Source organism: Pseudomonas sp. D4002 (genome assembly GCF_013385665.1).
Taxonomy (GTDB): Bacteria; Pseudomonadota; Gammaproteobacteria; order Pseudomonadales; family Pseudomonadaceae; genus Aquipseudomonas.
The window spans coordinates 16,011-30,127 of record NZ_JACAPN010000021.1; the positions used below are offsets into that span (position 1 = coordinate 16,011).

A 14,117-nucleotide genomic window follows, 5' to 3' on the forward strand; every position below is an offset into this window, starting at 1 on the left:
GGTTTATATTGGCCGCCTTTGCCACGCAATTTACGTGAGGAAGTCAGCAATGAAGATCCTGATAAAAGCGCTAGCAAGATCCGAAGGCAACAAATGGCAGGTCCGTCTCGACCAGAACGCCTTTACCTTCCGCAGTGAGGCCGAGGCCCGCGCGTTTGCCGACACCCTGCAAACCCGTATCCAGGCGCCTCACCGATTCCCCGAAAGCCAGCAGCGTTCTGCTGGCTGATCCTGATCAGTCCGCCGCTTGCAGTGCCCGTTGGCGCTGCAGGCGCCGGGTCAGCATCGCGAACGTTACGGCCAATACGCCACACAAGCTGATGACCATTGCCATCGGCATCGCCGTGCCGTCGTGCAGCACGCCGACCAACGACGCTGCGCCTGCGGCCACACCAAACTGAATGCAGCCGAGCAACGCCGACGCGCTGCCCGCCCGAGCGCCCTGCCCGCTCATGGCGCAGGCCGAGGTATTGGGCAAAATGCAGCCCAGGCTGGCGATGCAGATAAACAGCGGTACCAGCAGTGGCCACAAAGCGTCCGTGCGCAGCGCAGTAATTGCCAGCAACGACAGGCCCGCCGCCAGGTAAACCCACACCGTGCGCGACAGCAAAAATGCCGGGCCACGCGAAGCGAGCAAACGCGCATTGACCTGTGCCACCAGGATAAAGCCCGCGGCATTCGAGCCGAATACCCAGCCATAGTGTTCGGCGGGCACGCCATAAAGCTTGATAAAGACGAAGGGCGAGCCCGCGATGTAGGCAAACATACCGGCAATCGAGATGCCGCCGGTCAAGGCATAGCCCAGGTACACCCGGTCCGACAGCAACCGGCCGTACTGGCGCAGTGCGCCGGACAGCGGCTGGCGCGGTTGATGGGCCGGGAAGCTTTCCGGCAGCCCGACTGCTACCGCAATGGCCGCCATCACACTGAACACCGTCAGCGCCAGGAAGATCGACTGCCAGCCCCAGACACCAACCATCACCCCGCCCGCCAGCGGCGCGAGGATCGGCGCCAGCCCGGTGACCAGCATCAGTTGGGAAAACACCTTGGCCGAGCCCACCGCGTCGCATTTATCGCTGACCACCGCCCGCGAGATCACCATGCCCGCGCAGCCGCCCAGGGCCTGGACGAAACGCGCGCCGATCAGCCATTCCAGGGACGGCGCGTACGCACAGGCGAAGGACGCCAGGGTAAACAGGGTGACGCCGCTGAGCAGCGGCCCGCGCCGGCCAAAACGGTCTGCCAGCGGTCCATAGATCAACTGGCCGATCGCCAGGCCCGTGAAGTACACGGCCAAGGTCAGCTGAATATGTTTTTCGTCGGTGCCGAATGCCACGGCCATGGCCGGGAAACCCGGCAGGTAGAAGTCGATGGCCAGCGGCGCGAACGCGCTCAAGGCCCCCAAGATCAGGATTATACGAAGGTTCATCAGGCACCCAGGTGAGTCGGCAGCCCAACAGTCTAGCCGGGCTCGGGTGCCTTGAACATTAAGTTAGCTCGCTAACTATTCAAAAAGTCAGGCGAGCTTGGCGCTGTAGCCTTCTTCACTGATCAGGTTGATCACCTCTGCCGGCGACAGCAGGCTGCTTTCCACGCCGACTTCCTTTGTCGCGAGGTCGACGCGCACGCTGGCCGCCGGGTCCTTATCCTGCACCGCCTGGGTTACCGAGCGGACACAGTGGCCGCAGGTCATTCCTTCAACGCTGAATACTTGCATGACATGACTCCCTTAATGAGGTTGCCCGCAGTGTTGACCTTGCCATGATGGCAAGGTCAAGTTCTGAAAACATCGGCCGGGCTGGCATTCATTCGCGCCCTCGGCCAAGCTGCACTTATCCACGATGTGAACCTCGGAGAATTCGCCATGCGCTGGTCATTTTTTGGCCTTGTCAGCCTGATGGGCTTGTTTGCTGCTGTGCCACCGGCCAGCGCAGATGAAGATTATGCGGTGCTGATCATTTCCCGGGAGCGCCTGGAAGTGCCGACCAACTGCGAGATTGGCTTGTACATCCAGGACCAGTTGGCCGGGCGGCTGTTCCAGGAGCAGGCCACGTCATTCAACTTGCCGGCCGGGAATGTGTCGTTGCGCCTGAAGTTGTTGCCGGGGCAATCCCAGGGTTGCTTGCCGGGCATGCTCGCACCACCGGCGCAAAACATTACGTTGAAGGCGGGTGACGTGCGCAAGTTGCGTATCGCGCAAGGGCCGGACGGCATGTACCTGAAACCGGCCGCACTGGAATACTAAGCCCCGAAAACCTGTAGGAGCGAGCTTGCTCGCGAAAAACGTTAACGATGACGCGTTCATCCTGGATAAACGCGGCGCCCTCAAGCTTTTCGCGAGCAAGCTCGCTCCTACAGTAAAAAGCGCCTTGACCTTCCCCACAGGTCAAGGTTGATCCTAGGGGCAATCTCTCCTGGAGTACTGCCCATGAACGGATCCACCACCTTCGACCTGCCGATCAGCGGCATGACCTGCGCCAGCTGCGCCGGGCGGGTTGAACGGGCACTGGGCAAAGTGCCCGGGGTGCAAAGTGTCAGCGTCAACCTGGCCAACGAACGCGCCCACATTGAAGTGCTCGGCCAGATGGACCCCGGCGTCCTGATCGCCGCCGTCGACAAGGCCGGCTACACCGCCACCCTGCCCCAAAGCGAAACCGCCACCCAGGCCAGCCAGGAACAACGCCTGAGCCATGAACGCTGGTCGCTGCTGCTGGCAATTCTGCTCGCCGCGCCGTTGGTGCTGCCGATGCTGGTGCAACCGTTAGGGCTGCACTGGATGCTCCCGGCCTGGGTACAATTTGCCCTGGCCACCCCGGTGCAATTCATCTTCGGTGCGCGCTTCTATATCGCGGCCTGGAAAGCCGTGCGCGCCGGAGCGGGCAATATGGACCTGCTGGTCGCCATCGGCACCAGCGCCGGTTACGGCCTGAGTATCTATGAATGGCTCACGGCGTCCGCCGGCACAATGCCCCACCTGTATTTCGAAGCCTCGGCGGTGGTGATCGCCCTGGTGCTGCTGGGCAAATATTTGGAAAGCCGCGCCAAGCGCCAGACCGCCAGTGCCATCCGCGCTCTGGAAGCCTTGCGTCCGGAACGGGCGATTCAGGTGATCGACGGCCGCGAGCAGGACGTCGCCATCACCGCCCTCAAGCTGAATGACCTGGTGCTGGTCAAACCCGGCGAACGCTTCCCGGTGGACGGCGAAGTGGTCGAAGGCCAAAGCCACGCCGACGAAGCCTTGATCAGCGGTGAAAGCCTGCCGGTGCCGAAGCAGCCTGGCGACGCAGTCACCGGCGGCGCCATCAACGGCGAAGGCCGGCTGCTGGTGCGTACCCTGGCCCTCGGCGCGGAAAGCGTGCTGGCGCGGATCATCCGCCTGGTGGAAGACGCCCAGGCCGCCAAGGCACCGATCCAGAAACTGGTGGATAAAGTCAGCCAGGTGTTCGTGCCGGTGGTGCTGGTGCTGGCCTTGGCCACGCTGGTCGGCTGGTGGCTGTATGGCGCACCGCTGGAGGTCGCGCTGATCAATGCGGTGACCGTATTGGTGATCGCCTGCCCTTGCGCCCTTGGCCTGGCCACACCTACCGCCATCATGGCCGGTACCGGCGTTGCCGCCCGCCACGGCATCCTGATCAAGGACGCCGAAGCCCTGGAGCGCGCCCATGAAGTCAGCGCCGTGGTGTTCGACAAGACCGGCACCCTGACCTCCGGCGCACCAAAGATTGCGCACCTGGCCGCCATTGACGGCAATCAAGGGGTGCTGCTGCAACAGGCCGGCGCGCTGCAGCGCGGCAGTGAACACCCATTGGCCAAGGCGGTGCTGGATGCCTGTGCCGAACAAGGTTTGAACGTCGCGGATGTCAGCGCCAGCCAGTCCCTTACCGGGCGTGGCATTGCAGGCATCCTAGATGGCCGGCAACTGGCGCTGGGCAACCGTCGCCTGCTGGAAGAAACCGGCTTGAGCACCGGTGATCTCGCCGACTCGGCCAGTGCGTGGGAGGCCGAAGGCCGCACCTTGTCCTGGCTGATCGAGCAAGGCCCGCAGCCCCGCGTGCTGGGTTTGTTTGCCTTCGGTGACACGCTTAAACCGGGCGCCCTGCAAGCGATACAAGCACTCAAGGCTCGGCATATCAGCAGCCACCTGCTGACCGGCGATAACCGTGGCAGCGCCCGCGTGGTGGCCGAAGCCCTGGGCATCGATGACGTGCACGCCGAGGTGTTGCCTGCGGACAAGGCGGCTACCGTCGCCGAGCTGAAAAAGACCGGCGTGGTGGCAATGGTCGGCGACGGCATCAACGACGCACCGGCCCTGGCCGCGGCCGACATCGGCATCGCCATGGGCGGCGGTACCGACGTGGCGATGCACGCGGCAGGTATTACCCTGATGCGCGGCGATCCACGGCTGGTGCCGGCAGCCCTGGAAATAAGCCGCAAGACCTATGCGAAAATTCGACAGAATCTGTTCTGGGCCTTTGTGTATAACTTGATCGGCATTCCGCTGGCGGCGTTCGGCCTGCTCAACCCGGTGATGGCTGGCGCGGCCATGGCCCTGTCCAGTGTCAGCGTGGTAAGCAACGCACTGCTGTTGAAAACCTGGAAACCCAAGGACCTGGAGGACGAGCGTCCATGAACATCGGCCAAGCAGCACGCCAAAGCGGCCTGAGCGCGAAGATGATTCGTTACTACGAGTCCATCGGCTTGTTGAAAGCCGCCCATCGCACCGACAGCGGCTACCGCATTTATGGCGCCGATGACTTGCACACCCTGGCGTTTATCAAGCGCTCGCGGGACCTGGGGTTTTCCCTGGAAGAGGTCGGCAAGTTGCTGACGCTGTGGCAGGACCGGGGACGCGCGAGTGCCGACGTCAAGGCGCTGGCCCGCCAGCATATCGATGAGCTGAACCAGAAGATCCTCGAGCTGGGGCAATTGCGCGATACGTTGCAGGACCTGGTGGAACACTGCCAGGGCGATCACCGGCCGGATTGCCCGATTCTCAAGGAGTTGGCGTCGGGCAGTTGTTGCACCTGAGCAAGTTTAACCAGGCATGCACGGAACCTAATGTGGGAGCGGGCTTGCTCGCGAATGCGGAGTGTCAGTCAATACATCAGTTGACTGAACCAGCGCTTTCGCGAGCAAGCCCGCTCCCACATTTGGATATCCACTCGCCGTTGGATCACTGCATCCAGGGCGGCGGTGGCGGTTCTTCCGACGCCTTGCTCGGTGGCGCATCGTCTGCCGCACGAGTTGCTGACCCTCTGGCAGGACCGGGGCCGTGCGAGTGCCGACCTGAAGGCGCTGGCCCGCCAGCATATCGATGAGCTGAACCAGAAGATCCTCGAGCTGGGGCAATTGCGCGATACGTTGCAGGACCTGGTGGAACACTGGCAGGGTGACCATCGGCCGGATTGCCCGATTCTCAGGGAGTTGGCGTCGGGCAGTTGTTGCGCCTGAGCAAGTTTAACCAGGCATGCACGGAACCTAATGTGGGAGCGGGCTTGCTCGCGAATGCGGAGTGTCAGTCAATACATCAGTTGACTGAACCAGCGCTTTCGCGAGCAAGCCCGCTCCCACATTTGGATATCCACTCGCCGTTGGATCACTGCATCCAGGGCGGCGGTGGCGGCTCTTCCGACGCCTTGCTCGGTGGCGCATCGTCTGCCGCGCGAATCGCCTGGCGACGCTCTTCATCGAGCCGCGCCGCTTCGATCTCGCGGATAACACCGCCCACGTCAGCCAGCTCTTCCGGTTCGTCGAACTCGCCGGTCAACACACTGGCCGGGTGCAGAGTGCCGGCTTCATACAGCGCCCACATCTCCTTGGCGTACTTGGTCTTCTTCAATTCCGGGGCAAAGCGCCCGAAGTAGGAAGCCATGTTGCCCACATCCCGTTCCAGCATGCTGAACGCGTGGTTGTTGCCCGCGGCATCCACCGCCTGAGGCAGGTCGATGATCACCGGGCCCGTCGGCGTCAGCAGCACGTTGAACTCGGAAAGGTCACCGTGCACCAGGCCGGTACACAACATCAGCACGATCTGGGTAATCAGGAAGGCGTGGTATTCGCGGGCCTGGTCCGGCTCCAGCGTCACGTCGTTCAAACGTGGCGCCGCGTCGCCGTATTCATCGGCCACCAGCTCCATCAGCAGCACGCCTTCGAGGAAGTCGTACGGCTTGGGCACGCGAACACCCGCACCGGCCAGGCGAAACAGCGCCGCTACCTCAGCGTTCTGCCAGGCGTCTTCGGTTTCTTTCTTGCCGAACTTGGAGCCCTTGGCCATGGCCCGGGCCTGACGGCTGTTGCGGACCTTGCGGCCTTCCTGGTATTCGGACGCCTGACGAAAACTTCGTTTATTCGCCTCCTTGTAGACCTTGGCGCAACGTAACTCGTTGCCGCAGCGCACCACGTAAACAGCTGCTTCTTTACCACTCATGAGTGGGCGCAGCACCTCGTCGACCAGACCGTCCTCGATCAGGGGTTCAATGCGTTTAGGAGTCTTCATCAGCTTTTATTGTGGGTCCTTTATTACCAAACACGCGTATGGCACTCGTTATACGGCAATCCTCTCGCCGCGGGGAGAGGGTACCGACCTTTGACCGCTTAAGAATGCATCCAATATGCCAAATTGACCGGCGGCCCGATCATAGCCGAGATCAGCGCTCAATAATCGCGGTGACGCCCTGGCCCCCGGCGGCGCAGATCGAGATCAGGCCCCGGCCCTTACCGGCTGCGTCCAGCAGCTTGGCCAGGTTGGCGACGATACGCCCGCCCGTGGCAGCAAACGGATGGCCGGCGGCCAATGAGCTGCCCTTGACGTTCAAGCGGCTGCGGTCGATAGAGCCCAGCGGTGCATCCAGCCCCAGACGGGTCTTGCAGTATTCCGGATCTTCCCAGGCTTTCAGCGTGCACAACACTTGGGCAGCAAAGGCTTCGTGAATCTCGTAGTAATCGAAGTCCTGCAGGGTCAGGCCATTCCTCGACAGCAGGCGCGGCACGGCGTACACCGGCGCCATCAGCAGGCCTTCGGCGCCGTTGACGAAATCCACCGCCGCCGCTTCGCCATCGCGCAGGTAGGCGAGGATCGGCAAGCCGCGCTCCTTGGCCCAGGCTTCACTGCCCAGCAGCACCAACGAGGCGCCATCGGTCAGCGGCGTCGAGTTACCGGCGGTGAGGGTGCCCTTTTCACTGCGCTCGAAGGCGGGCTTGAGGCTGGCGAGTTTTTCCAGGGTCAGGTCGGGGCGCAGGTTGTTGTCGCGGGTCAGGCCAAGAAAGGGCGTGAGCAAATCGTTTTGCCAGCCTTCGGCGTAGGACGCGGCCATTTTCTGGTGGCTTTCCAGCGCCAACTGATCCTGCTCGGCGCGGGGTATCTGCCAGGTCTGCGCCATCAACTCGCAATGCTGGCCCATGGACAACCCGGTGCGCGGTTCGCCGTTGCGCGGCAGCTCCGGCTTGAGGTGATGGGCACGAAGTTGTAACAAGACTTTAAGTTTATCCGCCATGGATTTGCTGCGATTGGCTTGCAGCAGGATTTTGCGCAGGCCCTCATTCACCCCGATAGGCGCGTCGGACGTGGTGTCGACGCCGCCGGCAATCCCGCTTTCGATCTGCCCCAGCGCAATCTTGTTCGCCACCAGCAACGCGGCTTCCAGCCCCGTGCCACAGGCCTGCTGAATATCGTAGGCCGGGGTTTGCGGCGACAGGCGCGAGCCCAGCACGCACTCGCGGGTCAGGTTGAAGTCGCGGGAATGCTTGAGCACCGCCCCGGCGGCCACCTCGCCAATACGCAGGCCGTGCAGGTTGTAGCGCTCGATCAGGCCTTCGAGGGCGGCGGTCAACATCGCCTGGTTGCTCGCCGTGGCGTAAGGGCCGTTGGAGCGGGCGAAGGGGATGCGGTTACCGCCAATGATCGCTACACGGCGCAATTGAGTCATGGAAAGCTCCCTTGAGGTTATGGGGTGAATCTCTGAGCCTAGCCTAGGCTCAATCGAACGACTTTCACCTATTGATGGTCCACCGTTTGAACCCCAGCACTCGGAGAGCGTTCCATGTCTGACCGTTATATCGACTTCGCCAACTCCAGCCTCGGCCATCGCCTGGTCGCCGCCATTGGCCTGCCGTCACCGGTACGCCTGGAACGCTGGCAGGCCGGACGCCTGCGTCCGGTGGAGGGTGCACTGCTGATCGGCGGCGGCCCGCTGGCGACAAAAATCCTGCCGTTCGCCAACAAGCTGACCGACGCTATCTATAGCTACGGCACCGAACCGTCGACGGCAACCACCTGGATTCCCGGCCACGGGCCCAAGCTCAAGGCCGTGGTATTTGACGCCAGCCAACTGCAGCACACCGATCAACTCAAACAGCTGCGGGAATTCTTTCAGCCGCTGATGAAAAATCTCGATCACAGCGCGCACCTGGTGATCCTTGGCCGTGCCCCGGAAAGCCTCGGCGACCCGTTTGCCGCCAGTGCCCAACGGGCCCTTGAAGGCTTCAGCCGGTCGCTGGCCAAAGAGCTGCGCAGCGGCGGCGTCCTGCAATTGCTGTACGTGGGCGACGGGGCCGAGGATCAATTGGAGGGTGCGTTGCGGTTCTTCCTCTCACCGAAAAGTGCCTATATCTCCGGACAGGTCATTCGCCTGAACCCTTGCGCGACCCAGGTCGCGGACTGGACGCGCCCACTCGCCGGGCACAAGGCCCTGGTGACCGGCGCCGCCCGCGGCATCGGTGCCTCGATCGCCGAAACCCTGGCCCGCGACGGTGCCGAGGTGATCCTGCTGGACGTGCCACAAGCCAAGGCCGACCTCGATGCCCTGGCCGCGCGCCTGGGCGCCCGCAGCATCGCCCTGGATATCTGCGCCGAAGACGCCGCCACCCAACTGATCGAACACCTGCCGGACGGCATCGACATCGTGGTGCACAACGCCGGCATCACCCGCGATAAAACCCTGGCCAACATGACGCCGGAATATTGGGACGCAGTCTTGGCGGTCAATCTCAACGCGCCGCAAGTGCTGACCAAGGCGCTGCTGGACAGCGGCACCCTGCACGACAACGGTCGCGTGGTGCTGCTGGCATCCATCAGCGGCATCGCCGGCAACCGCGGGCAAACCAACTACGCCGCGAGCAAGGCCGGGCTGATTGGCCTGGCCCAGGCCTGGGCGCCGTTGCTCGGTGAGCGCGGGATCAGCATCAATGCCGTGGCCCCCGGTTTTATCGAAACCCAGATGACCGCACACATTCCCTTCGCCCTGCGTGAGGCCGGGCGCCGTATGAGCTCCCTGGGCCAGGGCGGCTTGCCCCAGGACGTCGCCGAAGCGGTAGCCTGGCTCGGTCAACCGGGCTCGGGCGCGGTGAGCGGGCAAGCGTTGCGGGTGTGCGGGCAAAGTCTATTGGGAGCGTAAGCATGGAGTGGCACACATTAGGCAGCACCCCGTTCCTGCCGCCGCTGTATTGGCGCGCGGCACTCAAGCGCAAGATCACCGGCACCACGCTGCCCGAGCAAGGGTTGCGCTGCCGGGTCAGTGTGAACCCCAGGGAAGTCGCGGCCTATCGCAAGGTCTGCGGGTTTGCCGACAGCCCGGTCTTGCCGGCCACCTATCCGCATATCCTGGCATTCGGCCTGCAGATGCAATTGCTCACCGACAAGGCATTTCCTTTCCCGCTGCTGGGATTGATCCACCTGAGCAACCGGATCCGCATCCTGCGCCCGTTGGGCGGTGTGAGTGACTTGACGGTCGGCGTTTACGCGCAGAATTTGCAGCCCCATGCCAAGGGCGCGACATTCGATATTGTGACCACGGTCGAAGATTCACTGGGGCTACTGTGGGAGGCGCAAAGCCGGATGCTCTGTCGCGGTGTGAAACTCGATGGCGCAGCAACGGACAACCCGCTGCAACCCCCTGCCGCTGTCGCCGAACTGACCCGCTGGAAAGCCCCCGCCGATGTTGGCCGCCGCTACGCCCGGGTGTCCGGCGACTACAACCCGATTCACTTGAGCGCCCTCACTGCCAGGTTATTCGGCTTTCCCCAGGCCATCGCCCATGGGCTGTGGAACAAGGCCCGCACACTGGCGGCACTGAGTGAGCATTTGCCAGCCGCCAATCTCGAGATAGATGTCGAGTTTAAAAAGCCGGTGCGCTTGCCCAGTGAGGTAACGTTGTTCACGAGCGCCCCCGGCTCCAGCGGTGAGCTGCAACTTAAAGGCGCCGGGGACATTGAACACATGGTCGGCCGCTGGCGGCCCATCGCCTGATAAATTGTATATATACATCTTAAGTTATAGCGAGCTATCGATAGCTCGCTACTCTTATCAACTCATTGATTTTAATAAACTTACAACTTAAACACCGCTGCCTTCTACACCCTTGGTATTAGTCGTTAAGCAAACTAACTCTTCGTGTATATAAATCGTTAATACCAAGTTGAGCGTTGCGAGAGCGCGCACCCGGGACTGTTATAGCCATAACGGACGAATGTATCGCTGTCCCTAGAAACAGCGAACTTCGAAAACAACAAAGGCTGTACCAGGTGCAAGGAACTCAATCATGAAAACTCAAGTCGTGTTGTGGAAAGCAAGTACCGCGCTGGCCCTGATTCTGGCAGTAAGCCTCGGAGGCTGCAGCAGCGGTGGTGGTGGTCATCACAGTAGCGTCGCAGCCTCCTCTCCGGATGCTGGCGGCGGTACTGGCGGTGGAACAGGTGGAGGCACCGGCGGCGGTACCGGTGGTGGCACTGGCGGCGGCACTGATGGAGGTACCGGTGGTGGCACCGGTGGTGGCACCGGCGGCGGCACTGGTGGAGGTACCGGCGGTGGTACTGGCGGCGGCACCGGTGGTGGCACCGGCGGCGGTACTGGTGGAGGTACCGGTGGTGGCACCGGCGGCGGCACTGGTGGAGGTACCGGCGGCGGTACCGGTGGCGGCACTGGTGGAGGCACTGGCGGCGGCACTGGCTCGACCACTCCCCTGGTCACCGGCCAGGTAGTAGGCGCTGTGGGCGGTGTCGTCGGTAATGTCGGCACCACGGTAGGTAACCTGGGCACGACCCTGACCGCTGTTCCCATTGTCGGCACCACTGCCGGCGGGCTGGTCACCGCGACAGGCACCGCCGTCAACAGTATCGGCGGCGGCTTGAGCAACGGCCTGGGCACGCTGGGTACCAATAGCAACTCCGTGGGCACAACCGTTGCCGGTGTGGCCGATGGCGTTGCCGACCTGGGCACCGGCGTTTCCAACACCGGCAAATCCCTGGGCACCACCCTCGGCGGCATTCCCGTCGTCGGCGGCTTGACCGGTGGCGTGGGTGGTGCGGCAGGTGGCGTGGTTGATCAGGTCGGCCAGGCCGTCACCATGCTCGGCGATACCTTGAGCACTGCCAGCACCACCGGGCCATTGGGCAGCGTGACCAATACGGTGGGTAAAAGCGTATTGGTACCGGTGGTCTCCCTGGTGGAAAACACCACCGGCAACCTGGGCAATAAAACAGGCCTGGGCAACCCGGTCGGCGGCGTACTGGATAAAGTCGGCTCCACTGTCACCGGCCTTGGCGGCCAGGTGGCCAGCGCCGGCGGCGCAGGCAACCCTGTCGGGACACTCGTCGGTGGCGTGTTGACTGGCGTTGGCACCACCCTTGATAAGTCGAGCGGTTACGTCAACCCGGCCACCACGACCCCTCAATCGGGCCTGCCTGAACTCGTCGGCGGTCTTGTCGCCAACGTCGGCAACGGCCTGAATGCCGGCAACACCAACGGCACTGTCAGTGCAGCCGGTGTGACCGGCGGCCAAGTGGGTAACACCGTCGCGTCGCTCGGCACCCTGATCGGTGGCAATGGCGTGGCCAACACTGCAGCCACGGCTCCCGTTGCAGGCCTGGCGACCAATGTCGGCACCGCACTCAACCCAGTGACCTCGGGTGTTGCCAACCTGACGCAAAACATCGGCACCAGCACCGGTATCGGCGCACCGGTGAATGGTCTGGTTACCCAGGTCGGCGGCGCAGTCAGCAGCCTGGGCACCAACCTGACGGCGGCGAATGCCAATCCGGTGACTAACGCTGTGGGCGGTACCCTGAATGCCGTCGGCAATACCGTCGGCTCGGTGGGTGGCCTGGTAACCGGCGGCACCAGCAGTAACGGTGGCGGTCTGCTCGGTGGCTTGAACGTGGGTGCCGGTGCCACCGCTACGGGCACTGCCAATGCAAATGCAAACACAGGCGGCGGCCTGGGAGGTCTGCTCGGTGGGCTGACCGGCAAAAAATAGAATTGCACCTGGCCATTAGACGGCCTCCCCTACAGCGCCTACGCTTGGTTGAGACGAGAGATTCCAACGAGTCTCTCGTCTTTTTTATTGGCCAATGAATGGCTTTGCGAACCGTGTCCCAGAACCCGGCGGGCCTAGCGAAAACGCTGCAGCAGTTTTGACCATGGAGTGTCCTATGCGCGCCTTGACGCCTTTGTTTCTGCTCACCCTCATTGCTGCCAGCGTCCATGCCGAGACCCTGCCCAGCTACCTCAACAGCAACGACACCATTCGCAACCTGCCGGTACCCAACCTCCCCGCCGATGCCTATCGCCCGGTCACCCCACAGACCCAACTGCCCGAGCCGGCGGCAACCCAGGGCCAGCCATTGTTGATGGACACCAAAGTGACCATCCGCAAGCTGCAAATCGACGGCGGGACGATCTACCCGCTCCAGGATGTGGCCAAGGTTTTCGAACCGCTGATTGGCCATGAAACCAACCTGGCACAACTGATCGAAGCCACCCGCGGCATCACCCGCCGCTACCAGCAGGACGGCTACCTGTTGTCCTACGCGTACCTGCCCGACCAGCGCTTCGAAAACGGCCTGGTGCGCGTGGTGCTGGTGGAGGGCTACATCAAGGATTACAACGTGCAGGGCGACATTGGCTCGGTCTCGGCCTACGTCGACAAACTGGCGGCCAAGCTGCTGGCCGAGCGCCCGCTGACCCGCACGACCTTCGAACGCTACACCACCTTGATGGGCCGCATTCCAGGTGTAACGCTGCAGGCGCAAGTACCGCCGCCGGGCACCACCGATGGCGGCACGCGCATGCAGATCCAGGCCTCGCGCAAACCCTTCACCAGCAGCATGAGCATGACGGACGACAGCCGTGGCGGCCTGCAAGCCCTGATCACCGGCACCAGCAATTCCCAGACATCCATGGGCGAACAACTGAGCGTCAGCGGCCTGTTCCCGCCCGGCGAGGACAAGGAGCACTACTACCGCCTGGGCTACAGCCAGTTCGTGAATGCCGAGGGCACTCAACTGGTGGTCAACGCCGAGCGCTACCGCGCCGACCCGCGCAGCAACGTGCAGCTGGACGGCGGTTTTGAACTCAAGCCACACCAGGAGGTTGACCGCTACTCCGTCGGCCTCAGCCATCCGCTGATTGCCTCCCCTACCGAGTCATTGACCCTGGGCACGCGACTCTATGCCGTGGACCAGACCACCCGTTATCAACTGGTGGGTTTCCCGCAACGTTTCGACCTGGAAACCAACCTGCGCGCCCTGGCGTTCGAAGGTGACTGGCGCAAATCCGACACGCGCCAACTGCGCATTCTCAGCGCCGGCCTGTACCAGGGCATCGACGGCCTGGGCGCCAGCACCCGGAGTGACTTCGAGGGTATAAAACCCGACATCGACTTCTTCCGCCTGCGCGTCTCGGGCGTACAGAGCGACAAGTTCTTCGACAACTGGCAAGGCGTGGCATCGGGTGCCTTCTACTGGAGCAACGACACCCTGCCCGACAGCGAACGCGCGACGTTCGGCGGGCAGAATTTCGGGCGTGGCTACCCGGATGACCAGGGCTCGGGCGACAAGGGCTGGGGCGTGGCGTATGAGGTCAACTACAGCTTCAACCGCAGTGGCGAGTGGGTAAAAATCCTGCAGCCGTACGTGGTGCTCGACAAGGCCAAGACCTGGTTCAACGAACTGCCGGCCAAGGGCAACAACATGTCATCGGCAGCGGTGGGCCTGCGCTTCGGCGATAACAAGTACTACAACATCGCGCTGGAAGCGGCCAAGCCAATGTCGGATATCGCCCTGGACAGCTTCAATCGGCGGCCGCGGTATACGCTGAGTTTCAGCTACCAACTCTGAACCCTGTG

The 14,117-nt window shown here is 62.8% G+C and carries 12 protein-coding genes and 1 pseudogene; 9 read left to right on the top strand and 4 right to left on the bottom strand.

All coding sequences use genetic code 11. The features are described 5' to 3' along the window. The first annotated feature begins 49 nt into the window (after positions 1-49). Positions 50-229, top strand: coding sequence for a hypothetical protein (locus HX824_RS15195; RefSeq protein WP_003211153.1), 180 nt, complete (start codon positions 50-52; stop codon positions 227-229). A gap of 6 nt (positions 230-235) precedes the next feature. On the opposite strand, the gene HX824_RS15200 is transcribed toward HX824_RS15195, so the two are convergent. Continuing rightward, a complete protein-coding gene (locus tag HX824_RS15200) occupies positions 236-1,429 on the bottom strand; it encodes a multidrug effflux MFS transporter (RefSeq protein WP_087693476.1) in 1,194 nt (397 codons plus the stop codon). 87 nt (positions 1,430-1,516) lie between these two features. Further along, a complete protein-coding gene (locus HX824_RS15205; protein WP_003211150.1) occupies positions 1,517-1,717 on the bottom strand; it encodes a heavy-metal-associated domain-containing protein in 201 nt (66 codons plus the stop codon). 147 nt (positions 1,718-1,864) lie between these two features. On the opposite strand from HX824_RS15205, the gene HX824_RS15210 reads away from it, so the two are divergent. The 4 genes and pseudogenes from HX824_RS15210 to HX824_RS15225 form a co-directional block, all read left to right on the top strand. Continuing rightward, positions 1,865-2,245 carry a hypothetical protein gene (locus tag HX824_RS15210; RefSeq protein WP_003211148.1) on the top strand — a complete coding sequence of 127 codons (381 nt, stop codon included), beginning with the start codon at positions 1,865-1,867 and terminating at the stop codon, positions 2,243-2,245. A gap of 183 nt (positions 2,246-2,428) precedes the next feature. Then, positions 2,429-4,630 carry a cation-translocating P-type ATPase gene (locus tag HX824_RS15215; protein WP_177054765.1) on the top strand — a complete coding sequence of 734 codons (2,202 nt, stop codon included), beginning with the start codon at positions 2,429-2,431 and terminating at the stop codon, positions 4,628-4,630. Then, positions 4,627-5,028 (top strand): Cu(I)-responsive transcriptional regulator, encoded by a 402-nt coding sequence (cueR, locus tag HX824_RS15220; RefSeq protein WP_008430758.1) that lies wholly within the window; start codon positions 4,627-4,629, stop codon positions 5,026-5,028. Before HX824_RS15215 ends, cueR begins: the two co-directional genes overlap by 4 nt. Before the next feature lie 213 nt (positions 5,029-5,241). Next, positions 5,242-5,451 (top strand): annotated as a pseudogene (locus tag HX824_RS15225) (MerR family DNA-binding protein); the annotation flags it as partial. 145 nt (positions 5,452-5,596) lie between these two features. Here HX824_RS15225 and HX824_RS15230 read toward each other — a convergent pair. Continuing rightward, positions 5,597-6,496, bottom strand: coding sequence for a PA4780 family RIO1-like protein kinase (locus HX824_RS15230; protein WP_008438985.1), 900 nt, complete (start codon positions 6,494-6,496; stop codon positions 5,597-5,599). A gap of 151 nt (positions 6,497-6,647) precedes the next feature. Further along, complete coding sequence (locus HX824_RS15235; protein ID WP_177054766.1) at positions 6,648-7,925, bottom strand: acetyl-CoA C-acetyltransferase; 1,278 nt, start codon at positions 7,923-7,925, stop codon at positions 6,648-6,650. Positions 7,926-8,039: 114 nt separating this feature from the next. On the opposite strand from HX824_RS15235, the gene HX824_RS15240 reads away from it, so the two are divergent. The 4 genes from HX824_RS15240 (at position 8,040) to HX824_RS15260 (ending at position 14,109) form a co-directional block, all read left to right on the top strand. Further along, positions 8,040-9,392, top strand: coding sequence for a 3-oxoacyl-ACP reductase (locus HX824_RS15240; RefSeq protein ID WP_177008349.1), 1,353 nt, complete (start codon positions 8,040-8,042; stop codon positions 9,390-9,392). 2 nt (positions 9,393-9,394) lie between these two features. Then, the gene (locus HX824_RS15245) at positions 9,395-10,243 is read left to right on the top strand and encodes a MaoC family dehydratase (protein ID WP_003218642.1); all 849 of its coding nucleotides are present in this window, start codon (positions 9,395-9,397) and stop codon (positions 10,241-10,243) included. 292 nt (positions 10,244-10,535) lie between these two features. Next, on the top strand, positions 10,536-12,248 hold the full coding sequence (locus HX824_RS15255; RefSeq protein WP_256347014.1) for a collagen-like triple helix repeat-containing protein: 1,713 nt from the start codon (positions 10,536-10,538) through the stop codon (positions 12,246-12,248). A 175-nt stretch (positions 12,249-12,423) separates the two neighbouring features. Further along, positions 12,424-14,109: a ShlB/FhaC/HecB family hemolysin secretion/activation protein gene (locus HX824_RS15260; RefSeq protein WP_177054769.1), complete on the top strand. Its 1,686-nt coding sequence runs from the start codon at positions 12,424-12,426 to the stop codon at positions 14,107-14,109. Positions 14,110-14,117: the final 8 nt, after the last annotated feature.